At 60.1% G+C, this 13,762-nt stretch carries 18 protein-coding genes; 17 read left to right on the top strand and 1 reads right to left on the bottom strand.

The window, feature by feature from the left end; translation table 11 throughout:
- The first annotated feature begins 8 nt into the window (after positions 1-8).
- From ACODR9_RS10120 to ACODR9_RS10200, 17 genes are all read left to right on the top strand, one after another.
- A complete protein-coding gene (locus tag ACODR9_RS10120) occupies positions 9-911 on the top strand; it encodes a heme o synthase (protein WP_488809133.1) in 903 nt (300 codons plus the stop codon).
- A gap of 23 nt (positions 912-934) precedes the next feature.
- The gene (locus tag ACODR9_RS10125) at positions 935-1,501 is read left to right on the top strand and encodes an SCO family protein (RefSeq protein ID WP_488809134.1); all 567 of its coding nucleotides are present in this window, start codon (positions 935-937) and stop codon (positions 1,499-1,501) included.
- A 45-nt stretch (positions 1,502-1,546) separates the two neighbouring features.
- Positions 1,547-2,311, top strand: coding sequence for a flagellar brake protein (locus tag ACODR9_RS10130; RefSeq protein ID WP_488809135.1), 765 nt, complete (start codon positions 1,547-1,549; stop codon positions 2,309-2,311).
- Positions 2,312-2,351: 40 nt separating this feature from the next.
- Positions 2,352-2,993, top strand: coding sequence for an ATP phosphoribosyltransferase (gene hisG / locus ACODR9_RS10135; RefSeq protein ID WP_089082604.1), 642 nt, complete (start codon positions 2,352-2,354; stop codon positions 2,991-2,993).
- Positions 2,994-3,010: 17 nt separating this feature from the next.
- Entirely contained in the window at positions 3,011-4,303 is a 1,293-nt protein-coding gene (hisD, locus tag ACODR9_RS10140; protein WP_488809136.1) for a histidinol dehydrogenase, read from the top strand.
- Positions 4,304-4,532: 229 nt separating this feature from the next.
- On the top strand, positions 4,533-5,603 hold the full coding sequence (gene hisC / locus ACODR9_RS10145) for a histidinol-phosphate transaminase (protein ID WP_488809174.1): 1,071 nt from the start codon (positions 4,533-4,535) through the stop codon (positions 5,601-5,603).
- 4 nt (positions 5,604-5,607) lie between these two features.
- The gene (gene hisB, locus ACODR9_RS10150; protein WP_178971877.1) at positions 5,608-6,201 is read left to right on the top strand and encodes an imidazoleglycerol-phosphate dehydratase HisB; all 594 of its coding nucleotides are present in this window, start codon (positions 5,608-5,610) and stop codon (positions 6,199-6,201) included.
- A gap of 37 nt (positions 6,202-6,238) precedes the next feature.
- Positions 6,239-6,880: an imidazole glycerol phosphate synthase subunit HisH gene (gene hisH, locus ACODR9_RS10155; RefSeq protein ID WP_488809175.1), complete on the top strand. Its 642-nt coding sequence runs from the start codon at positions 6,239-6,241 to the stop codon at positions 6,878-6,880.
- A 19-nt stretch (positions 6,881-6,899) separates the two neighbouring features.
- Positions 6,900-7,643 carry a 1-(5-phosphoribosyl)-5-[(5-phosphoribosylamino)methylideneamino]imidazole-4-carboxamide isomerase gene (hisA, locus tag ACODR9_RS10160; RefSeq protein ID WP_059286607.1) on the top strand — a complete coding sequence of 248 codons (744 nt, stop codon included), beginning with the start codon at positions 6,900-6,902 and terminating at the stop codon, positions 7,641-7,643.
- A gap of 61 nt (positions 7,644-7,704) precedes the next feature.
- On the top strand, positions 7,705-8,472 hold the full coding sequence (gene hisF, locus ACODR9_RS10165; RefSeq protein WP_045845852.1) for an imidazole glycerol phosphate synthase subunit HisF: 768 nt from the start codon (positions 7,705-7,707) through the stop codon (positions 8,470-8,472).
- Complete coding sequence (gene hisI / locus ACODR9_RS10170) at positions 8,469-8,861, top strand: phosphoribosyl-AMP cyclohydrolase (RefSeq protein WP_488809137.1); 393 nt, start codon at positions 8,469-8,471, stop codon at positions 8,859-8,861. Before hisF ends, hisI begins: the two co-directional genes overlap by 4 nt.
- Positions 8,862-8,985: 124 nt before the next feature.
- A complete protein-coding gene (locus ACODR9_RS10175) occupies positions 8,986-9,306 on the top strand; it encodes a phosphoribosyl-ATP diphosphatase (protein ID WP_159874651.1) in 321 nt (106 codons plus the stop codon).
- Between the two features lie 22 nt (positions 9,307-9,328).
- Positions 9,329-9,652: a histidine triad nucleotide-binding protein gene (locus ACODR9_RS10180; protein WP_488809138.1), complete on the top strand. Its 324-nt coding sequence runs from the start codon at positions 9,329-9,331 to the stop codon at positions 9,650-9,652.
- A gap of 57 nt (positions 9,653-9,709) precedes the next feature.
- Entirely contained in the window at positions 9,710-9,913 is a 204-nt protein-coding gene (gene tatA / locus ACODR9_RS10185) for a Sec-independent protein translocase subunit TatA (protein ID WP_089082610.1), read from the top strand.
- Positions 9,914-9,928: 15 nt separating this feature from the next.
- Positions 9,929-10,441, top strand: coding sequence for a Sec-independent protein translocase protein TatB (gene tatB / locus ACODR9_RS10190; protein WP_488809139.1), 513 nt, complete (start codon positions 9,929-9,931; stop codon positions 10,439-10,441).
- On the top strand, positions 10,438-11,184 hold the full coding sequence (gene tatC / locus ACODR9_RS10195) for a twin-arginine translocase subunit TatC (protein ID WP_488809140.1): 747 nt from the start codon (positions 10,438-10,440) through the stop codon (positions 11,182-11,184). The genes tatB and tatC overlap by 4 nt, the downstream gene beginning before the upstream one ends.
- On the top strand, positions 11,181-11,528 hold the full coding sequence (locus ACODR9_RS10200; protein ID WP_159874655.1) for a DUF2069 domain-containing protein: 348 nt from the start codon (positions 11,181-11,183) through the stop codon (positions 11,526-11,528). Before tatC ends, ACODR9_RS10200 begins: the two co-directional genes overlap by 4 nt.
- Positions 11,529-11,976: 448 nt before the next feature.
- Here the strand turns inward: ACODR9_RS10200 and ACODR9_RS10205 are convergent, their stop codons facing one another.
- Positions 11,977-13,626 (bottom strand): HAMP domain-containing methyl-accepting chemotaxis protein, encoded by a 1,650-nt coding sequence (locus tag ACODR9_RS10205; protein ID WP_488809141.1) that lies wholly within the window; start codon positions 13,624-13,626, stop codon positions 11,977-11,979.
- Positions 13,627-13,762: the final 136 nt, after the last annotated feature.

Below are 13,762 nucleotides of genomic sequence, written 5' to 3' on the forward strand. Positions count from 1 at the left end.
GAATCAACATGAAACCAGCCGGAATCCTGCCGCAGCACCATTGGCAGCATGCTCGCGCCATGCTGCAGCTGGCCAAGCCACGGGTGCTGGCGCTGATTCTGTTTTGTGCCGTCAGCGGCATGCTGCTGGCTCAGCCGGGTTTGCCATCCCCGGGGCGGATGGTGATGGCAAGCCTGGGCATTGCCCTGATGGCTGCCGCCTCGGCCATGCTCAACTGCATGCTGGAGCGGGCGGTGGATGCGCGCATGCAGCGTACGGCCTGGCGCGCCACCGCCCGGGGCGAGGCTGGCCGGGTGGAAACCCTGTTGCTGGCGCTGGTGCTGGCTGGCAGCGGCATGTTGTTGCTGATCGGCATCAATGTGCTGACGGCCTGGCTGACACTGGGCGGGCTGCTGATTTACGTGCTGGTCTACACGCTGTGGCTCAAACCGCGCACCCCGCAGAATATCGTGATCGGCGGCCTGGCCGGTGCCCTGCCACCCCTGCTGGGCTGGACAGCCATGACGGGTGAAATCAGCCCGCATGCCTTGCTGTTGCTACTGATCATCTATGTGTGGACGCCCCCTCATTTCTGGGCGCTGGCCTTGTACCGGCGCAGCGACTATGCCCGAGCCGGCCTGCCCATGCTGCCACTCACCCACGGCCAGTGGTTTACCACGCTGTCCATCCTGCTCTATACCCTGCTGTTGGCGGCAGTCAGCCTGTTGCCGCTGGCCATTGGCGTGGCCGGGCGGATCTACCTGCTGCTGGCGCTGCTGCTGGATGTGCGCTTCTTGTTTCTTGCTGTGCAACTGCATCGTCAGTATGCTGACGCCTTGGCGCGTCGCACCTTTCGCTGGTCTATCTGGTATCTGGCCGGTTTGTTTGGTGCAATGCTGCTCGATCACTATTGTCTGCTACCGGTTATCTGATGCGCTTCCTGTTACGAATTCTGATGCTTTCCTGCCTGCTGGCGGCACTCACCGCCTGTGCGCCCCCGGCTGCGGCCAAGTTGGACCTCAAGGGTACTGACATGAGCGAAACCCAGCTGGGTGGCGATTTCAGTCTGACCGACCATCTGGGCAAGCCACGCAAGCTGTCTGACTTTTCCGGCAAGGTGGTGGCCCTGTTCTTTGGCTACACCCATTGCCCTGATGTCTGCCCCACCACCATGCTGGAATACGCTGCGGTGATGAAAAAACTGGGCGCCGATGCCGACAAGGTGCAGGTGCTGTTTGTTACCGTGGACCCGGAACGGGATACCACGAAGGTGCTGGCCGGCTATGTGCCACATTTTGATGCCCGTTTTGTTGGCCTGACCGGCAGCGCGGCGCAGCTAGAGCCGGTTAAGGCCGCCTACAAGGTGGTGGCGCAGAAGGTGGGCGATACCAACGGGGCTTACACCGTAGACCACAGCGCCGGATCTTATCTGTTCGATAAAAGTGGAAAATTGCGGGTTTATGAGGCGTATGGCACGCCGGCAGACAGCCTGACTCATGATATTCGTCAGCTGTTACGCTAGAATTCAGGCAACGATTCACATTTACAGCGGAAAGAAGCACCCATCGTGAGCCAAGACAACACCGCCGGTATGCCGCATGGCGACCATGCCCAGCCCGATCTGACCAGGTATACCCTGGCCACACCGGTTGAGGTGGTGCACCATCTGGCCTCCATCGCCAAGTCTGGCCACATGGTGACGGTGTTTTCCAACAAGGGAAAAACCTTCATTCTCACCCGCTTTCTGGAAGTAGACGCCAAGCGTGGCGTGCTGCTGCTGGATTGGGGGGCGGATCCGGCCACCAACGAGCAGTTGCTGGCCAGCGAACGCAATGTGTTTGTCTGCTCGCCCGAAGGGGTAAAAACCCAGTTTGTCACCACGGCCGCCCGCAAGGTGATGCTGGAGAGCGGTCCGGCCTTCGAGGTGGATCTGCCCGAGCAGGTGATCAAACTGCAGCGCCGCGAGTTCTTCCGCATCCAAACCCCGGTTGGCAATCCGGTTACCTGCCATATCGCCGACTACCCCAATCGCCCGTTGGACCTGGTGCTGTTCGACATCAGCCTGGGCGGCTGCAGCCTGTGGCTGCCCGCAGCACAAACGCCAGGCTTCGAGCTTGGCCAGAAATACCAGAATTGCACGTTCGAGCTCAAGCCCATGGGCAGCCTGCGGGTGAGCATAGAAATCCGGCACCATCTGAGTACCCGTTTGCGTAACGGTAACGATGCCGTGCGTGTCGGCTGTGCCTTTCTCAACATGACGCCGTCGTCAGAAACGCTGGTGCAGCGTTATGTCGGCCATCTGGAGCGGGAACGCCGCGCGCTGGTCGGCTGATGACCGCCTTCTTACCCATTACCATTGCCTGTCTAACATCATGACCCTGACTATTGCCCTATCCAAAGGGCGCATCTTTGAAGAAACCCTGCCCCTGCTGGCCGCTGCCGGCATCGTTCCGGCGGAAGATCCGGAATCCTCGCGCAAGCTGATCATCGGCACCAATCACGCCGACGTGCGGCTGGTGATTGTAAGAGCCTCCGATGTCCCCACCTATGTCCAGTACGGTGCTGCCGATCTGGGCATTGCCGGGCGCGATGTGCTGATTGAACACGGTGGCGACGGCCTGTACCAGCCGCTGGACCTGAACATTGCCAAGTGCAAGATGATGGTGGCGGTGGAAAACGGCTTTGACTACCAGAATGCCGTGCGTCAGGGCGCACGCCTGAAGGTGGCCACCAAATACCCCAAAATTGCGCGCGAACACTTTGCCGCCAAGGGCGTGCACGTGGACATCATCAAGCTGTATGGCTCGATGGAACTGGCGCCGCTGGTGGGTCTGGCCGATGCCATTGTCGATCTGGTGTCCACCGGCGGTACCTTGCGTGCCAATAATCTGGTTGCTGTCGAACACATCATCGACATCAGCTCGCGTCTGGTGGTGAACCAGGCTGCGCTCAAGCTCAAATACGACCGCATCCAGCCGGTGCTGGATGCCTTTGCCTCTGCCGTGCCGGCATAAGGCAGAAACGGAATCCCATGCTGAAACTGTCTTCGACCCAAGCTGATTTCCAGCAGCAACTGCAGGCGCTGCTGGCCTTCGAAACCGCGCAGGACCCGGCGGTAGACAGCGCCGTGGCCGCCATCTGCGATGACGTCAAGGCGCGCGGCGACGCCGCCGTGCTGGAATACACCAACCGCTTCGACCGTATGCAAGCCACTTCCATGGCTGATCTCACCCTGTCGCGCGAGCAGCTGGAAGCAGCCTGGCTGCGCCTGCCTGCCGAAGTGCAACAGGCACTGAGCGCTGCCGCTGAACGGGTACGTCGCTATCACGAGAAGCAGCTGGCCCATTCCTGGAGCTACGAAGACGAAGACGGCACCCTGCTGGGGCAGCAAGTCACCGCGCTGGACCGGGTAGGCATCTACGTGCCCGGTGGCAAGGCGGCGTACCCCAGCTCGGTGCTGATGAACGCCATGCCGGCCAAAGTGGCCGGTGTGGGTGAAATCATCATGGTAGTACCCACCCCGCAAGGCGAGCGTAACGACTTGGTACTGGCTGCCGCCTTCATCGCCGGGGTGGACAAGGTATTCACCTGTGGCGGTGCCCAGGCGGTGGCCGCGCTGGCCTATGGCACGGCAACCATTCCGCAGGTGGACAAGATTACCGGGCCGGGCAATGCCTATGTGGCGGCTGCCAAGCGCCGCGTGTTTGGCGTGGTGGGCATCGACATGGTGGCTGGCCCGTCCGAGATTTTGGTGATTTGCGATGGCAACACCCCGGCCGACTGGATTGCCATGGACCTGTTCAGCCAGGCCGAGCACGACGAAATCGCCCAGGCCATCCTGCTGTGTCCGTCGGCGGAATACATTGCCCAGGTGGAAGCCAGCATCGAAAAACTGCTGCCCACCATGCCGCGCCGCGCCATCATCGAAGCCAGCCTGGGCAACCGTGGTGCGCTGATTCAGGTGCGCGACCTGGCCGAAGCCTGCGAGATTGCCAACTACATTGCCCCGGAACATCTGGAGTTGTCGGTGAGCGAGCCGGAACAGCAGCTGCCGCTGTTGCGCCACGCCGGTGCCATCTTCATGGGGCGTTTTACCTCGGAAAGCCTGGGCGACTACTGTGCCGGCCCCAACCACGTGCTGCCCACCAGCCGCACCGCCCGCTTTGCCAGCCCGCTGGGGGTGTACGACTTCCAGAAACGCTCCAGCCTGATTCGGGTTTCTGCCGCTGGTGCACAAAAGCTGGGCAAGATTGCCAGCGTGCTGGCCCACGGCGAAGGCCTCACCGCCCACGCCCGTGCTGCCGAGCTGCGTCTGGAATCCTGAGCGCGATGACTTTGCTTGAAGACAGGGCCGCGCCAATGCCGGCCCTGTTTTTTTGCCTGGCCGGAAATGTCGTTTTCCCGCGCCATCAGCCAGGGCCGGTGCCGGGCGCAACTAGCCCAAAACGGCCGAACACGGTAGGATAGGCCCCTCCAGCGTTGTACTGACAACGCCCCTGTTGACCTGCATGGCCGGGTTGGTTGCCAACGGTAACCGGCGCAGCCCCATCATCATGACACTGACTGCCAAGCAACTGGTCCGCCCGGAAATCGCCGGAATCAAGGCCTACCACGTGGCCGACGCCAGCGGCCTCATCAAGCTGGACGCCATGGAAAACCCCTACGCACTGCCATCCGCATTGCGTGCCGAACTGGGCCAGTGTCTGGCCGACGTGGCCATCAATCGTTATCCCGATCCGCATGGCGGCGGGCTGAAGGACGAACTGAAAGCCGCGTTTGACATACCGGCCGCCGCCAGTGTGCTGCTGGGCAATGGCTCGGACGAAATCATCACCCTGATTGCCCAGGCGCTGGCACGTCCTGGCGCGGTGATGCTGGCGCTGGAACCGTCCTTCGTCATGTACCGCATGAATGCGCTGTTCTCCGGCCTGCAGTATGTCGGCGTGCCGCTGAATGCCGACTTCAGCCTGAATCTGCCCGCCCTGCTGGCAGCCATTGCCACTCATCAACCGGCGATGGTGTTCCTGTCCTACCCGAATAATCCCACCGGCCCGCAGTTTACCCGCGAGCAGGTTCTGGCCGTGCTGGACGCGGCGCCGGGACTGGTGGTGGTGGATGAGGCCTACCAGGCCTTTGCCAGCGATAGCCTGATGGATCTGGCCGGTAGCCGCCCCAATCTCTTGGTGATGCGCACCCTGTCCAAGCTGGGCCTGGCCGGTCTGCGCCTGGGCTATGCCGCAGGCTGCGCCGAATGGATAGACGAGCTGGACAAGGTACGCCCGCCTTACAACATCAATGTGCTGACCCAGGCGGCTGCGCGTTTTGCCCTGCGCCATCTGGCTGTGTTCATGCAGCAGGCACAGACCCTGCGCGACGAACGCCAGCGCCTGTTGCAGGCCTTGCGTCAGTACAGCGCGCTGACCGCGTTTGATTCACAGGCCAATTTTGTCACCATCCGCGTGCCGGATGCCGCAGAACTGTTTGCCTTCCTGAAGAAAAATGGCATCCTGATCAAGAACTTGCATGGCAGCCACCCGCTGCTCGACAACTGTCTGCGCCTCACCGTGGGCAGTCCGGATGAAAACACGGCCGTGCTTGCTGCACTGGCCGGCTACTTTGCCTGAAATCATGAGAACAGCCTCCGTTACCCGCAATACCCTGGAAACCCAGATCACCGTCACCCTGAATCTGGATGGTACTGGCCGCAGCCATTTCGATACCGGCGTGCCCTTTCTCGACCATATGATGGACCAGATTGCCCGCCATGGCCTGATCGACCTGGACATCGTGGCCAAGGGTGATTTGCATATCGACGCCCACCACACGGTGGAAGACATCGGCATCACGCTGGGCCAGGCCTTTGCCAAGGCCATTGGCGACAAGAAGGGCATCCGTCGTTACGGCCATGCCTATGTGCCGCTGGACGAAGCGCTCAGCCGCGTGGTGATCGACCTCTCCGGCCGCCCGGGTCTGGTATACAACGTGGACTACACCCGTGCCAGCATCGGCCAGTTTGATGTCGACCTGTTCTCCGAGTTCTTCCATGGCTTTGTCAACCACAGCATGGTGACCCTGCATATCGATAACCTGCGCGGGGTAAACAGCCACCATCAGGCGGAAACCATCTTCAAGGCCTTTGGCCGCGCGTTGCGCATGGCCTGTGAAGTAGACGAACGCATGGGTGGTGCCACACCGTCCACCAAGGGTACGCTGACGGCCTGAGCCGCAGCCCACTTCCACCCGAATAGTTAGGGGCATGATGAAAGTCGCAGTAATCGACTACGGCATGGGCAATCTGCACTCGGTGCTCAAGTCCATCCAGGCAGTCAACGACCAGGGCGCGGACATTTTCCTCAGCCGCGACCCGGAAGCCATCGTCAAGGCAGACAAGGTGGTATTTCCCGGCCAGGGTGCCATGCCGGACTGCATGCGCGAGCTCAACAGCTACGGCCTGGCCGAGGCGGTACGTGAAACCACGCAGACCAAGCCGTTTTTCGGCATTTGTGTGGGTGCACAGTTGCTTTTCCAGCACAGTGAAGAGGGCGATACCCCTGGACTTGGCTTGTTTTCGGGCAATGTGGTCCGTTTTTCGGCTAACCTGACGGACGCCGCTGGCGAGCGCCTGAAGGTGCCGCACATGGGCTGGAACCGCGTTTACCAGACAACATCCCACCCGCTGTTTGCCGGGATAGAAGATGGCGAGCGTTTCTATTTTGTCCACAGCTACCATTTCGCCCCGGCCGATGCTGCGCTGACGCTGGCGGAAAGTGAGTATCCGGACAGATTTTCCTGTATTGTCGGGCGTGGCAATATCTTTGCGACGCAGTTTCATACCGAAAAGAGCCACCGTGCCGGTCTTCAGATGATGAAGAACTTCCTGGCATGGGACGGCAGTGTTTAACTTACGTTGATCTAGCACCATGCTGCTTATACCCGCTATCGACCTCAAGGATGGTCAATGCGTACGCCTGAAACAAGGCGTTATGGACGATGCCACCGTATTTTCTGACGATCCGGTCAAGGTGGCCACTCACTGGCGAGACCAGGGAGCCCGTCGTCTGCATCTGGTTGACCTGAACGGTGCCTTTGCCGGCAAACCCAAGAACCTGAATGTCATTCGCTCCATCTTGCAGGAAGTGGGCGACGACATGCCGGTTCAACTGGGCGGCGGCATTCGCGATCTGGACACCATCGAAAAATACCTGGACATGGGCTTGTCCTACGTCATCATCGGGACGGCGGCGGTGAAAACCCCCGGTTTCCTGCATGATGCCTGCGATGCCTTCCCTGGCCAGGTGATTGTCGGTCTGGATGCCAAGGATGGCATGGTGGCCATTGATGGCTGGGCCAAGATCACCAATCACAATGTGATTGATCTGGCCAAGCGTTTCGAGGACTACGGTGTCAATTCGGTGATTTACACCGACATCGGCCGTGATGGCATGATGAATGGCGTCAATATCGAAGCCACCGTCAAGCTGGCGCAGGCACTCACCATCCCGGTTATCGCCTCTGGCGGCCTGACCAATCTGGATGATGTGCGCAATCTGTGCGCGGTGGAAGACGAGGGCATCGAAGGTGCCATCACCGGCCGTGCCATCTACGAAGGCAGCATCGACTTTGCTGCTGCGCAGACGCTGGCCGACGAATTGTCCGAGGCTTGATCCTGCCTTAAACCCTAGTTTGGCCGAACACGCTTCGGCCAAATTTTTTTGTGTTGCGAACATGACTCTGGCCAAACGCATTATTCCCTGCCTGGACGTGACTGCCGGTCGCGTCGTCAAGGGCGTCAACTTTGTCGGCCTGCGCGATGCCGGCGACCCGGTGGAAATCGCCCGTCGCTACAACGAACAAGGTGCCGACGAGCTTACCTTCCTGGACATTACCGCCAGCTCTGACGACCGCGACCTGATCTTGCACGTGATCGAATCAGTGGCCGAGCAGGTGTTCATCCCGCTGACCGTGGGTGGTGGCGTGCGCAAGGTGGAAGACATCCGCCGTCTGCTCAACGCCGGTGCCGACAAGGTCAGCATCAATACCGCTGCGGTGACCAACCCAGAACTGGTACGCGAAGCTGCCGCCAAGTTTGGCAGCCAGTGCATTGTGGTGGCGGTGGACGCCAAGGCCGTCACCCCGGAAAACGACCGCTGGGAAGTGTTTACCCATGGCGGGCGCAACCGTACCGGCATCGACGCCGTGGAATGGGCGCAAAAAATGCAGGAATACGGTGCCGGTGAAATCCTGCTCACCAGCATGGACCGCGACGGCACCAAGATCGGCTTTAACCTGCCGCTGACGCGTGCCGTGTCCGAAGGCGTCGGCATTCCGGTAATTGCCTCCGGTGGCGTGGGCAATCTGCAGCATCTGGTGGATGGGGTGAAGCTGGGCAAGGCTGATGCCGTGCTGGCCGCCAGCATCTTCCACTTCAGCGAATACACCGTGCGCGAGGCCAAGGAAGCCATGCGCGACGCAGGCATCGAGGTGCGGCTATGAGCAACTGGCTGGACGAAGTAAAGTGGGACGCTCAGGGCCTGGTGACGGCCATTGCCCAGGACAGCGCTACCGGCCGTGTGCTGATGGTGGCCTGGATGAACCGCGACAGCCTGCAACTGACGGCAGACACCGGCATTGCCCATTACTGGAGCCGTTCGCGTCAGAAGCTATGGAAAAAGGGTGAGGAATCCGGCCATCTGCAAACCGTGCAAGAGCTACGCCTGGATTGCGACGGCGACGTGATTGTGATGCAGATCCAGCAGGCTGGTGGCATTGCCTGCCACACCGGCCGCGAAAGCTGCTTCTACCGCCGTTTTGAAAACGGTGGCTGGACGGTAGTGGATGCGGTGCTGAAAGACCCGGACGCCATTTATCAGCACAAGCATTAAATTGCTCCGTATCAATTCATTATCCCGCGCAGTCGCTACAATGGCAGGCCGTATCCTGCGCTAACGGCCGATCAGCGAATCGGCCTATACTTGCCGCATTCCCAGTATGCAAAGGTGAAGCATCATGACTTTCGATGTGCTCAAGACGGTTGCCGATACCCTGGAAGCCCGCCGCGAGGCGAGTCCCCAGTCGTCCTATGTCGCCTCCCTGTTTCACAAGGGCGAAGACGCCATCCTGAAAAAAGTGGCCGAGGAAGCTGCGGAAACCATCATGGCCTCCAAGGACAAGGACAAGCTGCATCTGGTGCGCGAAGTGGCCGACCTGTGGTTCCACACCATGGTATTGCTGACTTATCATGGCCTGCGCCCGGAAGATGTGCTGATGGAGCTGCATCGCCGCGAAGGCATTTCCGGTATTGACGAAAAAGCCTCCCGTCCTTCCTGAATTCTGCGTACAGGACCACGTTATGAGTGACTGCATTTTCTGCAAGATCGCAGCAGGGGACATCCCCTGCAACAAGGTTTACGAAGACGATGATGTTGTGGCGTTTCACGATATCCGTCCGCTGGCACCGGTACATTTTCTGATTATTCCGAAGCTGCATGTGGCCTCGCTGGCCGAGTGCGGCCCGGAGCACGAAGCGCTGCTGGGCCGCATCATGGGCCTGGTACCGCGTCTGGCCGCCGAACAGGGCCTGCAAGGCGGCTTCAAGACCGGCATCAATACCGGTCATGGTGGTGGCCAGGAAGTGTTCCACCTGCATGTACATGTGTTTGGCCACAAGGGCTGACAGTTTGCCGGCGCGCTGCATGCCGGGCGCGCCTGATTATTTTGAAAGGAAGTAGCAATGGGTTCTTTCAGTATCTGGCACTGGCTGGTTGTGCTGTTGATCGTGGTGCTGATTTTTGGCACCAAAAAACTGAAAAATGTGGGTGAAGACCTGGGCGGTGCTGTGCGCGGCTTCAAGGAAGGCATGAAGGGCGAGAACGAAAAAGCCGACAAGCCTGCCGAAACCGGTCGCATCATCGACAACGAATCCGACAAGAAATAAGCTGCGGGCCGCATCGTGTTCGATATCAGTTTTGGTGAAATCCTCCTGATTGGCATCGTGGCCCTGGTGGTACTGGGGCCGGAGCGCCTGCCCACCGTCGCCCGCACCCTGGGTGCGCTGGTGGCGCGGGCGCAGCGCTTTGTCTCCAGCGTCAAGGCCGACATCCACCAGCAAGCCAACCTGAACGGGCTGGATGGCCTGCGCAACGATATCCAGGATGCCGCCAACAGCTTCCGTTCCCAGATGGAAAGCGAAGTGCAGGGCGTGCGCGAGGTGATGGCCGAGCAGTCCGCCCAGCTGCAGCAGCTTTCCAGTGAGGCGCTGGCACCCGTGCAAGAAGCGGCCCACACCATTCATGGCGGGCTGGACTTGCAGGCTGAGGCAGCACCGGCTAGCGTAGCCTCCGCCGTGGTGGAAGAAAAAGCTGCCGCCGATGCGCCGCCGCGTGACGAGAATCAGCTGGATCTGTTCGATACCCCGCCGGCGGTTGCCAGTCAGCCTTCTACCGAGTCCCGTCCCCACGCATGAACGAACAACCTCTGCTTGCCCACCTGCTGGAATTGCGCACACGGCTGGTGCGCGCCATTCTGGGCCTGATGCTGGTTTTCCTGGGCCTGTTTCACTGGTCTGGCGATATTTACCATGTGCTGGCCAAGCCCTTGCTGGATGCACTGCCCAATGGCGGCAGCATGATTGCCACCGAGGTGACGGCTACTTTTTTTGTGCCGATGAAGCTCACCATGCTGGTGGCTTTTCTGATCTCCCTGCCCAACACCCTGTATCAGATTTGGGCCTTTGTCGCCCCTGGTTTGTACAGCCATGAAAAGCGGCTGATCCTGCCCCTGGTGGTGGCCAGCGTGCTGCTGTTCCTGCTGGGCATGTCCTTTGCCTATTTCCTGGTGTTTCCGGTGGCCTTCCACTTTTTCTCGATGATGACCCCCAGCGGGGTGAGCATGATGACGGACATCGACAAGTATCTGTCTTTCGTCATGGGCATGTTCATTGCGTTTGGCGTCACTTTTGAAGTACCCATCATCGTCATCGTACTGGTGCGCATGGGCGTGGTATCGGTGGCCAAGCTGCGTGAAGGCCGGCCTTATGTCATTGTTGGCGCTTTTGTGGTGGCTGCGGTGGTGACGCCGCCGGATGTGCTGTCGCAAACCATGCTGGCCGTGCCGCTGTGGCTGCTGTACGAGGTTGGCATCATCATGGCCGTATTCATGTCGCGCCCGGCGCGTACCGCTGTTACGGTGGGAAAGCAGGAAAAATGAACCGAAAACTGTTTCACTATGGTGCGGCTGCCAGTCTGGTCGCCCTGATTCTGCTGACCCTGGCCTGGGAGCTGTGGCTGGCCCCGGTACGGCCAGGTGGCTCGTTTCTGGCACTCAAGGCGGTCATCCTGCTGGCCCCGCTGATGGGCATTCTCAAAGAGCGCTTGTATACCTACCAGTGGTCCAGCATGTTCATTCTGGCCTTCTTTACCGAGGGCATCATGCGTAGCTGGGGAGACCATGGCCTGTCGCAGACGCTGGCGTTGTGGGAAGTGGCAATCAGCGTGCTGTTTTTTGCCTGCGTGCTGGGCTTTGCCCGCACCTTCAAGCGTAAGCCAGCCTAGACATCGGCTGGTTTGGCAACGCGATAAAACCTGCCGCTGGCAGGTTTTTTGGTTTCTGAATGGCAGAGCGCGCGGCAAAAGCATCTAAAGTGCAGCGGCATGGCGCGGGTGCGTTTTTTCGCGTTGCCGAATCTGCAGTCAGCATTGCGCTGGGCCAACTGGCCGGTAACTAGCTGGCCGGTAACTAGCGGGGGCTGGTCATTGTTGTCCGTCCCCGTTGCAACTGCGAGTGCCGTGCACCGGCGCTGGGTGAAATCCGTGCGCGGCACGGGTTCTGGCAGGTGCTATACGGTGGCCTGCTGCTGTATCGTGACGCCATGATGGCCAGCCACGCCGCTGCCAGCCAGGGCCAAGGCGAAAAACCGCAGGCCTCTGCAGCCAACTGCGTTGTACGCATCAGATGAAAAAGCCGCCGGTAACGGCGGCTTTTTGGTGGTGCTGCGGGGGCTTATACCTTGAAGCGGTTCAGGCTGTCGTCCAGGGCGGCGGACAGGTCCTTCAGTTGTTGTGCCAACTGGTGGGATTCCTGCACCGAGCGGTTGGTGCTGTCGTTCATCTGGGCAATCTGCTCCACATTGCGCGCCACGTCCTGGCTGGCCTGGCTCTGTTCTTTGATGGCACCGGCCACATCTCCGATCTTGTCCACCGAGCGCTGTGACAGCGTGCGGATCAGCTGCAGCGATTGCGCCACTTGCTGCGTGCTGCTGACGCCGGTTTCAATGCGGGCATTGGCTTGCTGCATGCTGACAAAGGCCTGGCGGGTATCGGTTTGCACGCTGGAAATACGCGCAGAGATTTCTGCGGTGGCATTGCTGGTGCGCTCGGCCAGTTTGCGTACTTCATCGGCCACCACGGCAAAGCCGCGTCCCATCTCGCCCGCGCGGGCAGCTTCAATGGCGGCATTGAGGGCCAGCAGATTGGTCTGGTCGGCAATGTCGCGGATTACTTTGACGATATCGCCGATTTCACCGGAGCGCTGGTTGAGCTGTTCAATCACCTGGGCGGTATCGGTAATGCTGCTGGCAATATGGCGAATCTCTTCTGCGGCCTGTGTCGCCAACTGGCTGCTGCGGGTGGCTTCACTGGTGGCATTGCGGGCCTGTTCTTCCACCCCCTGGGTATTATCCGACACCATCTGGATGCTGACGGTCATCTGTTCGATGCTGGCGGCACTGGCGGAGGCTGCTTCGGACTGTCGGTGCGAGGCCTTGGCCACATAATCGCTGACATCGCCCAACTGGTCGGCTACGCCCACCAGTTGTGAAGAATAGCCGTGTGATTCTTGAATCAGCGTCCGCACCGTGCCCACCAGATCAGACACCGAGCGGCCCATGCTGCCCAGTTCGTTACGGCCCAGATCGGGCAGTTGGTGGGTCAGGTCGCGGCTTTGGGCCAGATGCTGGCTGCTGTCGCGCATGCTGTTGAGCGGGTGGCGGATGGATCGAATGATCAGCCAGGACAGGGCCATGCCCAGCAGCAGGGCAATGGCCAGCAATGCCATCACCGCATTGCGCACCGAGGACGAGGTGACGTTGATCTGGCTGCCCAGCGCATTAACGGCATCGACTGCGGCTGTGCTGATGGTTTGCAGCATGTCCTCCATCTGGTGCACGTTTTCCTTGAACTTGCTGATGGCGGCATTGCCGTCTGCCGGTGTGGTGATGGTGCCGGCTTCCACCTGGCTGCTGACGCTGTTGAAGCCGTCGGCATAGGCTTGCAGCAATTCACCCTGTTTGCGCACCGGGCCGGACAGGCTGCTGCTCAAGCTGTTATTGCCATCGGCCAGTGACTGCGACAGCTTGCCCACCGTGTCCTGGGCCTTGGCGTAGGTTTCTTTCCATTTGGCCAGATATTCCGCCCGTTTGCCGCTGCTGGCGATATTCAGGTAGTAGTCTTTTTCAAAACGCCGCAGATTGCCCATGTGCACACGCAGCTGCGATACATCGCGAAAAAACACCAGTTCGTGGCTGGAGACTTCCTCGACTCGGCGGTCGATACGGCCCAGTCCTTGCAGGGTGATGCTGCCGATAATGACAAGCGCAAGCAGCAGCAGGCCAAAGCCTATGGTGATGCGTGCGGCGATGGATAGATTTTTCATGGTTTTCCCCGTACCTCTTTTTCAGGCTGCAGGCCACGGATGCGCATGCGGCTGCATCCTGCTGGTCTGTTACTTCATGCCGATGGCCGGAAGCTGTTGTCAGGATGGCGGCTGATTGCGGCCATCTATTCTGTCT

The sequence above is a fragment of the Aquitalea sp. FG25 genome (genome assembly GCF_057809375.1).

Coding starts and splice junctions, on each gene's coding strand:
- hisI (WP_488809137.1), top strand. CDS start 8,469: ATGAGCAACTGGCTGGACGAAGTAAAGTGGGACGCTCAGGGCCTGGTG.
- hisA (WP_059286607.1), top strand. CDS start 6,900: ATGCTGCTTATACCCGCTATCGACCTCAAGGATGGTCAATGCGTACGC.
- hisF (WP_045845852.1), top strand. CDS start 7,705: ATGACTCTGGCCAAACGCATTATTCCCTGCCTGGACGTGACTGCCGGT.
- ACODR9_RS10175 (WP_159874651.1), top strand. CDS start 8,986: ATGACTTTCGATGTGCTCAAGACGGTTGCCGATACCCTGGAAGCCCGC.
- hisG (WP_089082604.1), top strand. CDS start 2,352: ATGACCCTGACTATTGCCCTATCCAAAGGGCGCATCTTTGAAGAAACC.
- tatA (WP_089082610.1), top strand. CDS start 9,710: ATGGGTTCTTTCAGTATCTGGCACTGGCTGGTTGTGCTGTTGATCGTG.
- hisC (WP_488809174.1), top strand. CDS start 4,533: ATGACACTGACTGCCAAGCAACTGGTCCGCCCGGAAATCGCCGGAATC.
- ACODR9_RS10205 (WP_488809141.1), bottom strand. CDS start 13,626: ATGAAAAATCTATCCATCGCCGCACGCATCACCATAGGCTTTGGCCTG.
- ACODR9_RS10180 (WP_488809138.1), top strand. CDS start 9,329: ATGAGTGACTGCATTTTCTGCAAGATCGCAGCAGGGGACATCCCCTGC.
- hisD (WP_488809136.1), top strand. CDS start 3,011: ATGCTGAAACTGTCTTCGACCCAAGCTGATTTCCAGCAGCAACTGCAG.
- tatC (WP_488809140.1), top strand. CDS start 10,438: ATGAACGAACAACCTCTGCTTGCCCACCTGCTGGAATTGCGCACACGG.
- ACODR9_RS10120 (WP_488809133.1), top strand. CDS start 9: ATGAAACCAGCCGGAATCCTGCCGCAGCACCATTGGCAGCATGCTCGC.
- ACODR9_RS10125 (WP_488809134.1), top strand. CDS start 935: ATGCTTTCCTGCCTGCTGGCGGCACTCACCGCCTGTGCGCCCCCGGCT.
- ACODR9_RS10200 (WP_159874655.1), top strand. CDS start 11,181: ATGAACCGAAAACTGTTTCACTATGGTGCGGCTGCCAGTCTGGTCGCC.
- hisB (WP_178971877.1), top strand. CDS start 5,608: ATGAGAACAGCCTCCGTTACCCGCAATACCCTGGAAACCCAGATCACC.
- hisH (WP_488809175.1), top strand. CDS start 6,239: ATGAAAGTCGCAGTAATCGACTACGGCATGGGCAATCTGCACTCGGTG.